This is a genomic window from Pacificibacter marinus, assembly GCF_900109555.1.
Classification (GTDB): domain Bacteria; phylum Pseudomonadota; class Alphaproteobacteria; order Rhodobacterales; family Rhodobacteraceae; genus Celeribacter; species Celeribacter marinus_C.
In genome coordinates this window covers 102,152-118,578 of sequence record NZ_FNZV01000011.1, presented here as the reverse complement: position 1 = coordinate 118,578, position 16,427 = coordinate 102,152, and the positions used below count along the sequence as shown (strand labels likewise).

The 16,427-nt window shown below is 52.9% G+C and carries 14 protein-coding genes; 1 reads left to right on the top strand and 13 read right to left on the bottom strand.

The annotated features are described in order from the left end of the window. Positions 1–5: 5 nt before the first annotated feature. Positions 6–812, top strand: a complete 807-nt coding sequence (gene iolB, locus BM025_RS14080) for a 5-deoxy-glucuronate isomerase (protein WP_085850175.1) — start codon at positions 6–8, stop codon at positions 810–812. Between the two features lie 69 nt (positions 813–881). Here iolB and BM025_RS14075 read toward each other — a convergent pair whose 3' ends face one another. The 13 genes from BM025_RS14075 to BM025_RS14015 all read right to left on the bottom strand — a co-directional run bounded on the left by BM025_RS14075 (position 882) and on the right by BM025_RS14015 (position 16,418). Continuing rightward, a complete protein-coding gene (locus tag BM025_RS14075; protein WP_085850174.1) occupies positions 882–1,616 on the bottom strand; it encodes a proteasome-type protease in 735 nt (244 codons plus the stop codon). A 48-nt stretch (positions 1,617–1,664) separates the two neighbouring features. Then, positions 1,665–2,462, bottom strand: a complete 798-nt coding sequence (locus BM025_RS14070; RefSeq protein WP_085850173.1) for a transglutaminase family protein — start codon at positions 2,460–2,462, stop codon at positions 1,665–1,667. Between the two features lie 12 nt (positions 2,463–2,474). Continuing rightward, a complete protein-coding gene (locus tag BM025_RS14065) occupies positions 2,475–3,416 on the bottom strand; it encodes an alpha-E domain-containing protein (RefSeq protein WP_085850172.1) in 942 nt (313 codons plus the stop codon). A gap of 5 nt (positions 3,417–3,421) precedes the next feature. Continuing rightward, positions 3,422–4,849 carry a circularly permuted type 2 ATP-grasp protein gene (locus tag BM025_RS14060; RefSeq protein WP_085850171.1) on the bottom strand — a complete coding sequence of 476 codons (1,428 nt, stop codon included), beginning with the start codon at positions 4,847–4,849 and terminating at the stop codon, positions 3,422–3,424. A gap of 57 nt (positions 4,850–4,906) precedes the next feature. Continuing rightward, entirely contained in the window at positions 4,907–5,686 is a 780-nt protein-coding gene (locus BM025_RS14055; RefSeq protein WP_244515754.1) for a transglutaminase-like domain-containing protein, read from the bottom strand. Positions 5,687–5,816: 130 nt separating this feature from the next. Beyond that, complete coding sequence (locus tag BM025_RS14050; protein ID WP_085850169.1) at positions 5,817–6,668, bottom strand: ABC transporter ATP-binding protein; 852 nt, start codon at positions 6,666–6,668, stop codon at positions 5,817–5,819. Next, on the bottom strand, positions 6,665–7,564 hold the full coding sequence (locus tag BM025_RS14045) for an ABC transporter ATP-binding protein (RefSeq protein ID WP_085850168.1): 900 nt from the start codon (positions 7,562–7,564) through the stop codon (positions 6,665–6,667). The genes BM025_RS14050 and BM025_RS14045 overlap by 4 nt, the downstream gene beginning before the upstream one ends. Further along, a complete protein-coding gene (locus BM025_RS14040; protein ID WP_085850167.1) occupies positions 7,561–8,424 on the bottom strand; it encodes an ABC transporter permease in 864 nt (287 codons plus the stop codon). Before BM025_RS14040 ends, BM025_RS14045 begins: the two co-directional genes overlap by 4 nt. After that, positions 8,417–9,424 (bottom strand): ABC transporter permease, encoded by a 1,008-nt coding sequence (locus tag BM025_RS14035; RefSeq protein ID WP_085850166.1) that lies wholly within the window; start codon positions 9,422–9,424, stop codon positions 8,417–8,419. The genes BM025_RS14040 and BM025_RS14035 overlap by 8 nt, the downstream gene beginning before the upstream one ends. A 69-nt stretch (positions 9,425–9,493) precedes the next feature. Next, positions 9,494–11,032, bottom strand: coding sequence for an ABC transporter substrate-binding protein (locus BM025_RS14030; protein WP_085850165.1), 1,539 nt, complete (start codon positions 11,030–11,032; stop codon positions 9,494–9,496). A 126-nt stretch (positions 11,033–11,158) separates the two neighbouring features. Then, a complete protein-coding gene (locus BM025_RS14025) occupies positions 11,159–12,706 on the bottom strand; it encodes a phytoene desaturase family protein (RefSeq protein ID WP_085850164.1) in 1,548 nt (515 codons plus the stop codon). A gap of 4 nt (positions 12,707–12,710) precedes the next feature. After that, entirely contained in the window at positions 12,711–14,261 is a 1,551-nt protein-coding gene (locus BM025_RS14020) for an indolepyruvate oxidoreductase subunit beta family protein (RefSeq protein ID WP_085850163.1), read from the bottom strand. 12 nt (positions 14,262–14,273) lie between these two features. After that, entirely contained in the window at positions 14,274–16,418 is a 2,145-nt protein-coding gene (locus BM025_RS14015; protein WP_085850162.1) for a thiamine pyrophosphate-dependent enzyme, read from the bottom strand. Between the last annotated feature and the right edge of the window lie 9 nt (positions 16,419–16,427).

Genomic DNA, 16,427 nt, shown 5'->3' with positions numbered 1-16,427 from the left:
ATTTTATGCCTGATCTTCTCAAACGCCCCTTTGGCACGCACGGAAAAGTTCACCAAATCACGCCTGAAAGCGCGGGATGGCGCTATGTCGGGTTTGATTTGCACCGCTTGCGGGCAGGGGAAAACGTATCAGATGTGACGGGACAGCAAGAGGTCATTTTGGTGATGGTCGAAGGTAAAGCCACATTCACCGCAGCAGGTCAGGATTGGGGCGAGTTGGGCGACCGGATGAGTGTGTTTGAAAAAACGCCGCCCCATTGTTTGTACGTGCCCAATGACAACGATTGGACGGCCACCGCCACGACGGAGTGCACCATCGCGGTGTGCAAAGCGCCGGGGAAATCGGGGCACCAAGCACGGCGCATCGGGCCGGACGGGATCACGCTGACACAGCGCGGGGTAGGGGCCAACACGCGCCACATCAACAACATTGCGATGGAAAACGAAGCCTATTGCGACAGTCTTTTGGTGACTGAAGTGTTCACGCCTGCGGGCAATTGGTCATCGTATCCAAGCCACCGTCATGACGAAGATGATTATCCGAACATCACCTATCTTGAGGAAACCTATTATCACCGTCTCAACCCTGCGGACGGGTTTGGCATTCAGCGGGTGTACACCGATGATCGGTCGCTGGATGAAACCATGGCTGTGCATGACGGCGATGTTGTGTGTGTGCCGCGTGGACATCACCCGTGCGGGGCACCGCATGGGTTTGAGATGTACTATCTCAATGTGATGGCGGGTCCGTTGCGCAAATGGCGGTTCGTCGCGGCCCCTGAGGTGGAATGGATTATGAAACGCGACGCATGATGGTGTGAAATGCGTTGGGTTTTATGCGGGGGCGCGGGATTATTTTGCCGCGCCCCTCGTATGACGACCTTAGTCGAGTTTATAGCTTGGCAGTTGTGTCAAAGCCGTGCGCAAAGCTTCGCCCCAGCCTGATGAGATGGATTCAAAATACGGGTCATCTGCTTCGATGCGGTTCATGTTGCGCACTTCAAAGCTGTCTTTGGCATAGATTTGCAAATCAAGCGGCATACCAACTGACAGGTTCGCTTTGATGGTTGAATCAAATGAGACCAACAGCAATTTGATTGTGTCTTCAAAGCTCATGTCAGGGTCAAAGGCGCGTACAAGGATCGGTTTGCCGTATTTGGCTTCGCCGATTTGAAAGAATGGGCTGTCGTCGGTGATCTCGATAAAGTTGCCTTCTGGGTAGATCATGAACAACGTGGGTGAGCCGCCTTTGATCTGGCCGCCCAAGATGACCGAAGCCCTGAATTTGGTTGCCGCTTCTTGGCCCTCGGGGTTGCTGTCGATGATCACTTCTTTCAGCGTTGCCCCAACCAGACGTGCCACTTGGAACATCGTGGGCAATTCCATGATTGTCGGGCTGCGTTCTGCAAGGATTTTAGAGCGCTCATCCAGCAAGCTGACCAAGGCTTGGGTGGTCGCGAGATTACCAGCGGTCATCACGGTGATGACCCGTTCGCCGGGCACATCCCATGTGAACATTTTCTTGGTGACCGAGAAATTATCGACCCCTGCATTCGTGCGGGTGTCTGACATGAAGACAAGGCCTTTGTTCAAGCGAAGTCCAACGCAATAGGTCATTTTGTGGTCCAGTTTTGGATAAAAGACAGAAAATCAGGTTTGATATATCTATTGCTGAACTTGCAGCGATACAATCATCGATTCTGCGGTTGTGCCCAATCGCATGCCTGAAATAGGTGATGCATCGCTGGAATCGCGTCCTGTGGCGATCCGAACATAGCGTTCATCTGGTGAATATCCGTTTGAAACATCAAAGCCGACCCAGCCTAGACCATCAATATGGGCCTCGGCCCAAGCGTGACTGGCGTCTTGGTCGATGCGATCATTCATCATCAGATAGCCACTGACATAGCGCGCGGGAATGCCGGCAACCCGTGCGGCGGACACGAATATTTGGGCGTGATCCTGACAGACACCGCCACCGACGCTGAGAGATTCTTCGGCTGTTGTGCCTGCAAATGTGGTGGCTTGGCCGTAGGGCACGACCTCAAGGATGGCTTTCGACAGATCGTGCAAAGCGTCTAGCGTTGAGGTTTGGCGCGCGATGCCTTTGGCGAGTTTTTGAATGCCTTTGCCAGGTTTGGTGCGTGGCGTGCTTTGCAAGAAATGCCATAGCGGCGCTGTGCCATAGATTTTGCCGAATATCCCGTCTGAGGTGTGGGTTTCAACGGTGCCTGATACTGTCACCGTCACTTCGCTGGTGCCTCGATCTGCCAAAACCAAAAGCGTTTTGTTTTGGTATTGATCGTCAAAGGACACTTCTTGTGTGCCACCCACAATATCGACCGTCCAATCCAAAACGGTTTGGTGTTTGGTCGTGATGGGGGTCAAACGCACCTGTTGCAAGCCGTAGGGCACGGGGGCGTCATAGGTGTATGTGTTCGTGTGTGTGATGTGCAATTTCATGTTTTCAAACGCCTATCTGACGAACCTATAGTCTTTTTCAATCTGCAGCCCGATTGCGTTGTTGTCATGGATGAACGACGTGATGAACACATGCAGACCTTCGTCAAAGATCGATGCAATTGTGTGTTCGCGCATCTTATCGCGCTGTATGTCGATCAAGTCATGACAGGGCAGGCGGGTGCCATAGTCTTTCGCCAAAAAGCCAAGACTGTCATCCAAAAGGCGATTGCAAAAGGACAATGATCTTGGAAACCGGTTATCAAGGATCAGGAACTCAGCGATACTTGCGGGTGAAATATCGTGATTGTTGAGCCACTTAAACGAACGGTGCGCTGAGACAGATCTGAGGATCGTTTCCCATTGCACGTTGTCCAAGGTCGATCCCACTGAACTGGCCGAGGGCAAGAGCGTGTAGTATTTCACATCAATGATCCGCGCTGTGTTATCAGCCCGTTCCAGCGATGTGCCTATTTGGGTGAAATCAAAGATATCGTTGCGCAACATCGTGCCGTGAACAGCGCCGCGCACCAAAGCCGTGTGTCGACGAATTTCGCCCAATAGAGCTGGCAGTTGAGTGTCATTCACGGGCTTTTTCAGAGCGGCTTTCAGCGTCATCCAACTTTCGTTGACGGCTTCCCACACTTCGGTTGTCAACGCTGTGCGCACCAAACGCGCATTTGTGCGGGCGTTTTCTATCGACGAGATAACACTGGACGGGTTGCCAGTGTCTCTGAGCAAAAAGTCGACAGCATGTGCCGCCGTGTAGCTGTCATATTTGGCATCATAAATACCGCGTACACCAGCGGTTGTCAGAACGGATTTCCATTCGGATGCGGGGTCTTTTGATCTGGTCAGAGCAATCCGAAAGCCCGCCTCAATCAAACGCGCGGTGTTTTCGCTGCGTTCCAAGAAACGGGACATCCAATAGAGCCCACCTGCAGTTTTTCCAAGCATGGCGTCTAGTCCTCCAAAACCCAAGTGTCTTTGGTGCCGCCGCCTTGACTTGAATTGACGACAAGGGACCCGTCTTTCAAAGCCACGCGCGTCAGACCGCCGGGGGTGATATTCATGCCATCGGGGGACACAAGAACAAAGGGGCGCAAATCAACATGGCGTGGCGCCAGCCCTTTTTTGGCAAAAATAGGCACCGTCGACAAAGACAGGGTAGGTTGCGCAATGTAATTGGACGGGTTTCTGCGCAGCTTTGCCGCGAAACTTGCCAGTTCCGATTTGCTTGCCGCAGGTCCGACCAACATGCCGTATCCGCCTGAGCCGTGCACCTCTTTGACCACCAAATCCGCAAGGTTGTCCAAAACGTATTTAAGCGCATCTGGTTCGGAACAACGATGGGTTTCGACGTTTTTCAAAATCGCTTTTTCACCGGTGTAGAATTCGATGATTTCCGGCATGTACGAATAGATTGCCTTGTCATCTGCAACCCCTGTGCCCGGCGCGTTGGCGATTGTGATGTTGCCTGCGCGGTAGACATCCATGATGCCCGGCACGCCCAACATTGAATCTGGGTTGAAATTCAAAGGATCAAGGTACTCGTCATCGACACGACGATAGAGCACATCGATCACTTGGTAGCCTTCGGTGGTGCGCATTTGAATGCGCCCATCCACAACCCGTAAATCATGACCCTCGACCAATTCAACGCCCATTTGATCCGCCAAAAAGGAGTGTTCAAAATAGGCCGAATTGTGAATGCCAGGGGTCAAAACCGCCACTGTCGGCTTGCCATCGCAATTTGGGGGCGCACATGCGGCCAAAGACCGACGCAGGTTTTTAGGGTAATCGCTGACAGGCTGCACTTTGATCTGGCTGAACAGTTCAGGGAACATTTGCAGCATCGTTTCGCGGTTCTCAAGCATGTACGACACGCCTGATGGGGTGCGTGCATTGTCTTCGAGCACAAAGAAATCATCTTCACCGGTGCGCACAATATCAGTGCCCACGATATGGGTGTACACGCCACCGGGGGGTGTCACGCCCATCATCTGCGGCAAGAACGCGTCATTGCGTGAAATCAGTTCGATCGGGACAATGCCGGCCCGCAAAATTTCTTGGCGATGATAAATGTCGTGCAAAAATGCATTGATGGCCCGCACGCGCTGTTCGATCCCTTTGGACAATTTTGTCCATTCCCTGTTCGCAATGATGCGCGGGATGAGATCGAAAGGGATCAAGCGTTCTTGAGCTGCCGATTGACCATATACATTAAAGGTGATGCCGGTGCGCCGAAAAAACGCCTCGGCCTCTTTTGATTTTTTGGTGAGACGCACGGGGTCTTCTTTGGAAAACCATGTGTGATATTCTGAGTATGGATCGCGTACGCCATCCTGTCCCAAAAGCATCTCGTCGAAGTGTTTTCTGTCTGATTTCATCCAATTAGGTTAAGCTGTGGATGGAAAGTTACAAGCAATCGTTTTGCAACACATGATTTAAGTGATGCGGCTGACCTGAACTGACTGATTTTTAAACGTCATCCAGCCATAAGATGTCATGAAAGACACATCTGCGGCATCTCTGCCAACGCCTATGCGTACAATTTCGGGTGCATAGGCCATGCCTGTCGGGTCGATCAAGTGCCATTGGCCGTCTAAAAATACTTCGACCACGGCATGAAAATCTTGGGGTGTGACGTCTGGCGCATAGGCGCTGACGATTCTTGCGGGGATGCCAGCAGAGCGCGCCATGGCGATCAGCACATGGGCATAATCGCGGCAAACCCCAGCGCGTGCTATGAAACTGTCTGTCGCGGTGGTTGATGCGGTGCTGGCTGCATTGTCATAGGTGAAATGAGCTGTGATCCAATCTGCCATGGCTGCGATCAGGGGGCCACCTGAAAGCTGTGCAAATTGCTGTGCCACGAAATCAAGAAATGCTTCGGTGTGGCAATACCGCGATGGCATCAAAAATTTGATCACATCATTGGGAAGCGCCGCATAGGGGGTGGTGTTCAATCGGGAGAGTAAAACAGCGGGGCGTTGCACACGGACTTGCGCTGTGTAGGTGCAATCAAAGGTCTGATTGACGCGGCCCCAACGCCGGACGCCAATGTTTTCTTCGCCCGTCACTGTGGTCCATGCCACGTCAGGCTGCGCAGACAAAAGCGCGCGTTCGCAACGTTGAGTGCCGTCTTGCGCCGCTTCAATCTGTAGCAAAAGAGTGCAGGGGGACTGCACTGTATAAATGATGTTTGTCTGGATTGAGATTAGCAACCTGTGGCCTAACTGGTGCAATGGGCAAGGCGGGTACAGTCCCATCTATTGTAGGGATTGTCGATCCTTGTTTGATGCAAACAGGGCGCAAATTCCGAGTTGAGACGGCTGGAAAACCCATGTTGCGCGCTTAAAAGCTTTCTGTTTCGGCCCACCAGTCTTCATCAATTTCTGGCGTTGGGATCGCAGCCAAAAGGGATTTTGTGATGTTGGATTGTGGCGCGTCAAACACGGTTTGAACGGGGCCTTGGTCGACAATAACGCCGTGATGCAAGACAACGACATTGTCGCATAAATACTGAATGACCGACAAATCATGGCTGATAAACGCGATGGTCAGCCCCATGTCACGCGCAAGATCGCCCAAAAGCGTCAGCACCTGCGCTTGGCTTGAAACATCAAGGCCCGACACAATTTCATCAGCCAAAATGAACCGCGGTTCAAGTGCGATGGCGCGGGCAATTCCGACCCTTTGACGCTGTCCGCCAGACAGCTCGTGAGGATAGCGTTCCGCAAATTCAGGCGGCAGTCCAACTTTGCCAAGGGCGGCAATCGCATCGGCGCGCGTGCCACCGCGACCATAGCGTTTCATCGGTTGGGTGATAATGCGCGACACTTTATGACGAGGATTGAGCGACGACATTGGGTCTTGGAAAATCATCTGAAGATCACGCCGCAAAGGGCGCAACTCTGTCTCATTCAGACTGCCTATGTCTTGGCCATCAAACAAAACCTGCCCCGAATCCGGATCGAGCAAGCGCACCAAAATACGGCCAAAGGTAGATTTTCCTGACCCAGATTCACCAACGATACCAGTTATTTGACCTTTTGGAATGTCTAGACTGATACCTTTGAGCACTTCAATGCGGGGGGCGGGGCCAAGCAAGGGCTTGTGCGCTCTATCGGGGAAAGACAGGTGTAAATTTCGGATGGAAAACAGTGCGGGGACGTCAGAAATCGCGGGTTGAATGGGATGGGTCATGCGCGATCTCCTGCGTCATAGGCGGCGTCTATTTTAGCAATGTCGCTGTGCAGCTCTGCGATCAGTTCGGCGGGCACAGGCGAGAAAGATTTTGTCACTGCATTCAACGTTGGCGTGGCTTTGATTAAGGCCTGTGTGTAGGGATGGCTTGGAGCTTCAAACACCTGTTGAGTGGGCGCATCTTCCATCACACGACCGGCAAACAGCACGGTCACTTGTTGGCTGATTTTGGCCACAACGCCCATGTCATGGGTGACGAACAGCACAGCGGTGCCGGTTTCACGCTGCAGTTCGCGGATCAGTTTCAGGATTTGTTTTTGAACGGTGACATCCAGCGCGGTTGTTGGTTCGTCCGCTACAATTAGGCGGGGCGAGGGTGCAAACGCCGCAGCAATCAAAATGCGTTGACGCATCCCGCCTGACAATTCATGTGGATAGCTGGCCATCACCCGTTCGGGGGCGCGGATGTGAACGCGGTCCAAAAGATCGCGGGCACGTTTCATTGCGCGATCAGCGGACCATCCGTGAATGCGGATCAAAGGATCGGTGATCTGCGGCCCGATTTTACGTACTGGATTGAGCGCGGTCAGCGGGTCTTGCGGGATTAGAGACGACATTTTGGCCACGGTTTTGCGGCGTGTGCTGGGGGTCATGGCATTTAGATGCGCCCCTTCCAAAATGATTTCGCCTTCGGATATGTCCAGATTGTTGGGCAGAATACCGAGCACAGCTTTGCCAATCATCGACTTGCCAGCGCCGCTTTCCCCGACCAACGCACGGACTTCGCCTGGCTTGAGGGTCAGCGACACATCGCGCAGCAAGCGTCGCCCATTTGCGAGTCTCACGTTGAGTTTGATGATGTCTAAAGTTTGCGCGGTTGGGTGTGTTGAAGTCATTTGTGCACCGGATCAAAATGTTGTTTCAGACCTTCGCCGAGCGTTGAAAAGCTGAGGACAGTCAAGAAAAGCGTGATGAGCGGGAACAATAAAACCCACCATGCGAAATGTATCGATCCGCGGCCTTCTGCGATCATGGAGCCCCATGTGGGGTCGTCCGATGAAATCGATAGGTTGACGAAACTCAAGATGGCTTCGACGATCACTGCGATCCCCATTTCAAGCATCAAAAGCGCAATAATCGAGGGCAACACATTTGGTAGAATTTCACTGACCAAAGTTGCTGCACGCCGTGCGCCACCAATCCGCGCACTGTCCACATAATCCATACGTGCTTGCACCATGGTTTCTGCACGGATCACACGCGCAAACCGCGTCCAGTCAATCAACGCAATGGCGGCAATCACGGACCCAAGACCTGTGCCCATAACGGCCACCAAAAGTACGGCAAACAGCACGGGGGGAAAAGCCATCCAAATATCGACCAAACGCGAGATGATCCTATCCGGCCATCCGCCGTAAAAACCGGCAATCAGCCCCAAGGTAGAACCAAAAATGCAGGTCGCCGTTGCTGCAATCAGACTGACAAACAAAGCAATCCGCGCGCCGTATATCATGCGAGACAGCACATCACGGCCAAGACTGTCGGTGCCCAGCCAGTGACCCGGCTCTGATCCATCCATGAACGCAGGAGGCAGGCGTTCTAGCATGAGGTCTTGGGCCAAAGGGTCATGAGGCGCGATGAACGGGGCAAAAAGCGCGGCGGCAGCAACCACAGCGATCCACACAAGGGGCAGCCACAGTCGTAGATTCATCGGCGTCGCGCGGCGGCGAAACGGTTTTGTTAACACATCAGCCATTGCGCAACCTCGGGTTCAAAAAGGTGTAAGAAAGATCGACCAACAAGTTGATCACGGTGAACAAAGCGGCAAACAAAAGCACGATGCCTTGCACCAGCGGCAGGTCGCGGTTGATCACGGCATCGATGGCCATATTGCCCAAGCCTTCATAGGCGAACAGGCGTTCGACGATCACTGTGCCGCCGATCAAAAAGGTGAATTGCACGCCAATCAATGCGATGGTTGGCAGGGCTGCATTGCGCAGGGCTTCGCGTAAAATCACAGAAGTTTCGCTAAATCCCCGCACGCGGGCAAGGGTTGTGTAATCTTGCACCAGCACTTCTTTGAGGTTCTGTTTCAACAGTTGTGCGATCATCGCAGCCAAAGGCAAAGCCAAAGACATGGCGGGCATTAACATGTGCGACAAGGTCGATCCGACTACATCAAATCGGCCACGCAAAACGCCCTCGATCAGATAGAAATTTGTGGTGAAATCAAAGTCGATGCGCGGATCAATGCGCCCTGATATGGACAAGATCGGCCAAAGCACACCGAACAATAGTACAAAGACCAGACCCCATAGAAAATCAGGAATGGACAAAACTGCACCGCTTGTCAGGTCAAGCCCAACTTCGGTGGCAGTGCCGCGTTTGCGGGCACCAATGACAGCCACAAAGCCGCCAAGCGCCACTGCAATTGTAAGCGCCATAACAGACAGTTCCAAAGTGGCAGGCAAGCGCCCCAGCACCAGTTCAGACACAGGTCTGCGCAGGGTGATTGAAGTGCCAAAGTCACCATGCAGCACGCCGCCAAGCCAAATCACGAACTGTTCCGGCAGGCTTTTATCAAAGCCGTAAAGGGCATTGAGATTGGCAATATCTTCTTGGGTGGCCCCAGGGGGCAGCATCATAGAAATCGGGTTTCCGGGCGCAACGCGGATCAGTGTGAACACAACAACAGCCACGCCAAACAGCGTGACTGCGGTGCTGAGCAGTCGAATAAGAATGGTTTTCGCAAGCATGTACGCCTCGCCAGATTAGATTTTGGGCCGCAAACATGTTGCGACCCAAGGGAATGTTGGTGCCTGTGGTTAGGCTTTTGTGGCAGCTTGTGGCAGCAGATCGCCTGAGCTGTATGTTTCAACATCGATGGCAGAGTTGAACACAACCGGCATCACGTATTGCAAAAGCGGGATCACGTAGCCTTCTTCAGCGATGTAGCGTGACACGGCTTTATAGTCTGCGATCCGTTTTTCTTCGTCGGGTTCCACAAAGAGCGGGCCGATTTTTTCGATCAAGTCAGGTGTATCCCAAACCGCGTGAGGCGAGGGGCCAAACATGGAAAACCCTGTTGAGGTCGAAGGATCGCCGATTGAGTTGCCCCAGTTGTAAAACGCGGCTGGTGCCAGTGTGTCTGTGGCGCGCAATTCGTAGTGTTTTGCGATCTCATAGACTTCGATTTCCGCCTCGATGCCGACCTTGCGCCACATGCCAACAATGGCTTGGATCATCTCGTAATCTTTAGGTTTGAACCCGCGTGTGGTTTGGATGGTAAAGGTCACAGGATTGTCGGTGGAATAGCCGGACGCTGCCAGCAATTCTTTAGACAATTCAGGGTCGTAGTCGACAACGATGCTGTCGTCATACGCCGCATATCCGGGGGCCTCCAATGTAGAAAGTGGCACGCCGTATCCACGCAAGAGGCGATCAATGATCAGCTGTTTATCGATGGCGTGATGCGCGGCCAGACGCACGTTTTTGTCCATCATCACGTCGATATCATTGAGAAAGATCATGCCGATGTCTGTGACCGGAACAGCTTTGCCAGACAGGCCATCTTTGGCGATCAAACGGTCGTATTCTTCGTAGGGAATGTTGCTGGTGATATCGGCGTTGCCAGATTCAATTTCAGCCACACGAGATGCCGCATCTGTGACAAATTTGATAGTGACAGATTTGAAATCCGGCGCGTCGCCCCAGTAGCCGTCAAAGGCTTTTAGGCGCACATATGCGCCTTGTTCGAACGCGTCGACCATGTAGGGGCCTGTGCCGATTGGCGCTTTTTCAAAGCCTTCTGATCCGACCTGTTCGTAGTAGTTTTTGGGCAAAATAAAGGCGGTCAAAAATGCCATCCATTTGAACAGCGCAGGTTCGAAATCAATCACATCGGCTGTGATGACGTTGCCGTCTACGGTGAAATTCCCGATTTTAGACCAGACGAATTGCATCGGATTGCCCGTTTCAGGGTTTGCCGCGCGCGTGAGGGACCAAACCACATCTTCTGGCGTGAAATCATCGCCATTGTGCCATTTAACACCTTCGCGAACGGTCATGGTGATTTTGGTTTTATCGTCGTTAAACCCCCAATCCAACAAAAGCCCGGGGCCAAATGACAGGTCGGGGGCTTGGTTCACGTAACGGTCAAACACCGCGAGATAAACTGATTGCAATGCAGGGTTCACCGCAGCGGGCCCTGTGGTTGGGTCCCAGCTTTGCACTGGAATATTATAAGCGATTGTGAGGCTATCTGTGCTCTGTGCAAGCACTGGTGCGCCTGTTGCTATCAATGCTGTCAGGGCCGCGGATGTGCCAATAAATCCGCGCCGAGTGAGCTGTGTCTTTGCTGTCATGTTCAAACTCCCGTTGATGATGAAGGCTCAATTTATGAGCTCTGATTTTAGGATGAGTGTGCAGTCATATGCTTTATATTTAAAGCAAAATATGACACTCTTTTGTAAATTTTTTTGAACAGGGTGTTATTTGATCAATTGCGACGCAAAAAAACCAGATCCAGCGCCCGTTCCCGCACCGGGCCAACATGCGGCCCCGATCATGTGCAACCCGTCAAGAGGGGTGTGCCCATCGGCAAAACCGCGCACAGGGCGGAATATAAAGTTTTGAGTCAGGTGATGAGATCCGCAAATTTGATCCCCGCCCACAAGATTTGGGTTACCTGATTCTAGATCAAGGGGGGACACAAGGGTCTGCGCAAGGATCGTTTGACGAAACCCTGGAGCCTGTTCTTCGATCAAATCAAACACACGCTCAGCCATGGGTTCTTTGGCATCTTCCCATGTTTTATCGATGATTTGACCCGTCGAATCGCCCTTGATGTCGGCGGGAACCATGCGCACTTGGACCCAAAGTGTGTGTTTCCCCTCGGGGGCACGACTTGGGTCAAAGACCGTAGGTTGACCAACAACAAGCAACGGAGTGTCTGGCAAAAGCCCTGCAATCGCTTGGGTATATGTGCGTGCTGCCGTGTCAATTGTGCGTCCAATGTGGACATAGGCAAAATCTTTAAGGGCTGTGGCTTTCCACGGCACAGGGGCATCCAAAGCCAAATGGATCATCATTGTGCCGGGGGCATGTTTAAACGTGTTCAAACCGCGATCAAATCCAACGTGACCCGATGCGCCCCCAATAAGACGCATCAGGTGTTTTGGCGCAAGGCCTGCTAATATGGTTGAAGCTTGAATTTCTTTTTTGCCAACGCGCACGCCGGTGGCTGTGCCATTTTGGTGCAAAATTTCATCAACTTCAGCATTGCAGGTAATGGTCCCGCCGTTGCTTTTAATCATCGAAACCAAAGCGCGGGTGACGGTGTCTGCGCCGCCTTTGCCGATCACCATGCCCATGGCTTGACCGCCCATGGCCTCAAGATACGGAAATATAGCACCGCCTGCGATGTCAGGGGCAAAATCAAGATGCATGCCCCAAGTGGACAGCGCTGTGCGCAAACGTGGATCTTCGAATGTTGCGTCCAACCAATCGCGGGGCGAGGTCATTAAAAACTGCGCAATTTCAATGCTTTTGGATGTGCCCAAAGCGCGCCAGTTTTTCCAAAGGAATTTGACCAAGGGCCAGCGACGCATAGGCGTGCCAAGCAATCCGCCAACCACGCCTGCGCGGGTTGGAAAATCGTCCATAAGTGCGCGCCATGTTGCTTTGTCAGTTTCTGATGCAAACGTGGATAGGGTTTCGTCCAAATCCGTGGTCACGCCCAGATGATCACCCGGCTCCATCGCCTGCGCGAAAGGGCGCGTGATCGGCACAAATTCGACGCCATGTTTTGCCAGTTCTGCACCATGCTTGGCCATGAATGCAGACCCCGCAAACATGGACAGATTCATCGCAGCAACGTCGTGACGAAACCCTGCAATGGTCAATTCTTCGGTGCGCACGGCACCACCGGGCGTGGGGCCGCGTTCAAAGATGTGCACCTTTTTGCCACGGGCTGCGAGGTCCGCGGCGGCAACCAATCCGTTGATCCCAGCGCCGATGATGACAATAGGTGCACTCATGATTTTACCCCGCAAAGCTTTTGATGGTTTCTAGCGCGCCGTCCAATTTATCGCCTTCGACATCGTCAAGTGCGGCCGTGCGCAAACGGCGCATCCAGTCGGCTGCATCTGGGCGACCTTTGAGCAGATCAATCGATTGCATAATGCGCGCAAATTTAGACATGCCGCGCACGTGCGTGTCGGAATAGCCTTTGATCAAGCGGTAGTTGGCCAGCACTTCAGACGCGAGCGCGGTGTCGGTTTTAGCGACATCCATCGCAGTGTCAAACCACGCATTGGCATGGGTCATTTCGCTGTCATGGCGCAAAAGTTTACGTCGAATAGGGCGCAAAGAGGACACCAGCCACAACGACAAATACCCCGAAAGACTGTCGGTACGAATGCGCCGCCCTTTGTCAAAGTGCTTGGTGTAAAACGCTTCGACGCCTTTGCGCTTTTGCATAAACTGGCCAAGAGCGCGGGGGAGGGTGGTGGTGAATTCTTCGTAGCGGGGGTGAAAATATTCTGTCAGGTGTAAAACTTGATCGTCTTTCACCACAACTTCGTCTTTTACACGGGCAAAACGAGAGGCACGGGTTTTGATATCGGCCACCCGCAACAGGTCATCGTAACACAATGCGCGGGCGCAATATTTGGCCGCATTGGCGCTCATTTCATAGGGGGCTGTATCCAAGGTTACAGATTTTTCCACCATGTCGAGATATTGGTGCCCGTAGGTGACGTCTTGATAATCAACGACTTTTTTGATCCCAAGCCCTGTCATTTCTTGCACTTCCAACGGCAGAGCAATGATGCGTTTTTCAAGTGCTGACCATGAGGCCTTGAGATGCTTTGGCACATTCAAAACGGGTACGGGCAGGTCGGCAGCGGTTTGTGGTTGGGGGGCAGGTTTGTCGCCTTTTGCGATGTCATAAGCATCCCCAAAAGCCCGCAAAGATGCATCCACACCGCGCCCAGATGCACGAATGATATCTTCGAAACTGCTGCGTTCAAATGGCAGTGCGCCAGAGCCAGCCAATGCGCCCAAAAGCGAGGATGAAATCACTGAGCCCGCTTTTTTGGCAACCGTTTCCATGTCAAAGGCCACCAATTGATCAGCGGCAATGCCCATGGCTTCGTACACATCTGTTTCATCGAAGCGACCGTCACCGGGGACGATTTTTTCTGACACGGCCGCGATGCGGTGGGTTGATGTGATCAGTGTCGTGCGGCCCGGTGTAACGAACCCGCGCATGATCGCACGGCCACCTTCCATCAATTCGGAGGCCATCAAAATATCTACATCGCCAATGGACGGAGATAAGGAAAACACCGGCATGCGGCCTGTGTCGCGGCACATTTCGATGTAGTAAATCGTGGCGCCTGTGCGTTGTGCGACCCCTGCAACCGAGGTGGATTGGGCGCGATATCCGTTGGCTTCGGCGACGGCAACGATCCAGTTTGTTAAAACGCCGCCGCCTTGACCGCCCACAGCCAAAGCTGCGAGCGTGATGATTTTTTCGCCGTCAGGACCGGGGGAGCGGCGTGCGACGAGAGGTTTGGTTTGGATGTTCATAGGGTCTGGTCCTTATGCAAAAGCGACGCGTTTGGCGTCACGACGCGTTTGCAGCCATGCGATGATTTTGCCTGTGCGCGAGGCGCGGCGTTTTTCAAAATTGCTTGGGTTTGTGATGATTTCTGCTTGGAAGAATGACGGGCAAAGCACTGCCGCATCCGCCACTTCGCCACAGTTCCCACAGCCCACACAGGTTTGGTCGATTGCGGCCACTGGATCATCGCGCAAGGGGTCGCCCGTGTCTTTGACCGACAAAGATGGGCAGCCAGACAGGCGCATACAGGCGTGATCTCCGGTGCAAATATCTTCGTCCACACCAAAGCGGGGGCGCACCACGCGTTTGCCGTCTTTGGCGGCTTTTGCCATTTGCGGTTTCACACGACGCTGTTTGTTGAGCATACATTCTGATGAGGCGACGATGACCTTTGGGCCTTCGGCTTCTGTGGTCAGCGCTTCTTTCAATGTGTCGCGCATTTTGGTCACATCATAGGTGCGATCAATCTGGCGGATCCATTTGACGCCCATGCCTTTGCAGGCATCCACGATGGAGTTTTGCGTTTGCTTGGTGGGGTTGTCGGCGCGTGAGGACAAGATGTCTTGTCCGCCTGTTGCAGCAGAGTAAAAGTTGTCGACGATCACAATGACGTTGTCGTTCTTGTTGAACACCGCATTGCCCACCGATGACGTTAGGCCGTTGTGCCAAAAGCCGCCATCGCCCACGAAAGAGATCGAGCGGCGGCCTTTTTTGTCAGCGTTGTGAAATGCCGATGCCGACGCTGGCCCAAGGCCAAAGCCCATGGTGGTCGCGCCGAGGTCAAAGGGCGGCATGATTGAAAACAGGTGACAGCCGATATCCGACGCGATGTGGTGTTCGCCCAGTTCTTCTTCGACCAATTTTGTTGCAGCAAAAATAGGGCGTTCAGGGCAACCCGTACAAAAGCCTGGTGGGCGCGCAGGCAAAGATTTCGACAGATCAGGGATCGAGATGGGTTGTTCGTTGGTGGTGACTTTCGCAACTGGAAGCATGGCTGGTGCGTGCTGCGAAAAGAAATCGCCAAGCCCATCGACCATCACTTGACCGGTGTATTCACCGCCCATTGGCAGGATGCCTTTGCCCTCTAGTTTGACGGATTTGCCAGACTGGTACAGCATATGTGCGATTTGTTGTTCAACGTAATTGGGTTGGCCTTCTTCGACGATCAAAACGGCGTCTTTGCCTTCGCAGAAATCTAAAATCTGGTCTGGCACCAAAGGATAAACGCAGTTGAGCACCAACATATCTACATTGGTGTCGCCATATAGATCGGCCAAACCAAGACGGTTCAACGCACGAATGACGGTGTTGTATGTGCCACCTTGCAAGATGATCCCGACCTTGCCGGAGGGCGTGCCAAAGCGTTCGTTGATCTGTTTGTCGATGATGAATTTTTGCGCAGCGGGCAGACGTTTTGTCAGCTTTTCTTCTTCGTGAATGTATGTCGCAGGGGGCAAAACAATGCGTTGTAGATCGCGTTTTGGGTTTTCCAAAGCCTCAGAGACATTCATCTGGGGGCGTTTGTTGTCTGACGCAGTAAAGTGGCCGTGCACGTGACACGAGCGAATGCCAACTTGCAGCATTACGGGCGTGTTTGAGATTTCTGACATCTCAAAACTGTCGCCCACGGCTTTGACGATTGAGGGCAGGTTGGGGCGTGGATCTAGCATCCAGACCTGTGATTTCATTGCAAACGCATATGTGCGCTCTTGCATGATGGATGAACCTTCGCCGTAGTCTTCGCCGACGATAATCAATGCGCCGCCCGTTACACCGCCAGAGGCAAGGTTCGACAAAGCGTCAGAGGCCACGTTGGTGCCGACCACGGATTTATAGGTCACAGCACCACGAATTGGGTAATGCACAGAGGCGGCCAGCATTGCTGTTGCGGTTGCTTCTGAAGCGGAGGCTTCGAAGTGGACGCCCAGTTCGGTGAGAATTTCTTGGGAGTCTGCCAAGACATCCATCAGGTGTGAAATTGGCGAGCCTTGATAGCCACCAACATAGCCGACACCATTTTCCAAAAGGGCCTTAGTGATAGCTAAGATGCCCTCGCCGGTGAAGGTTTCGCCTTCTCCTTTTTTAAGCTTTTGGACTTCTTTGGCGAAAGAACGTTCTGCCATTTCAGGCTC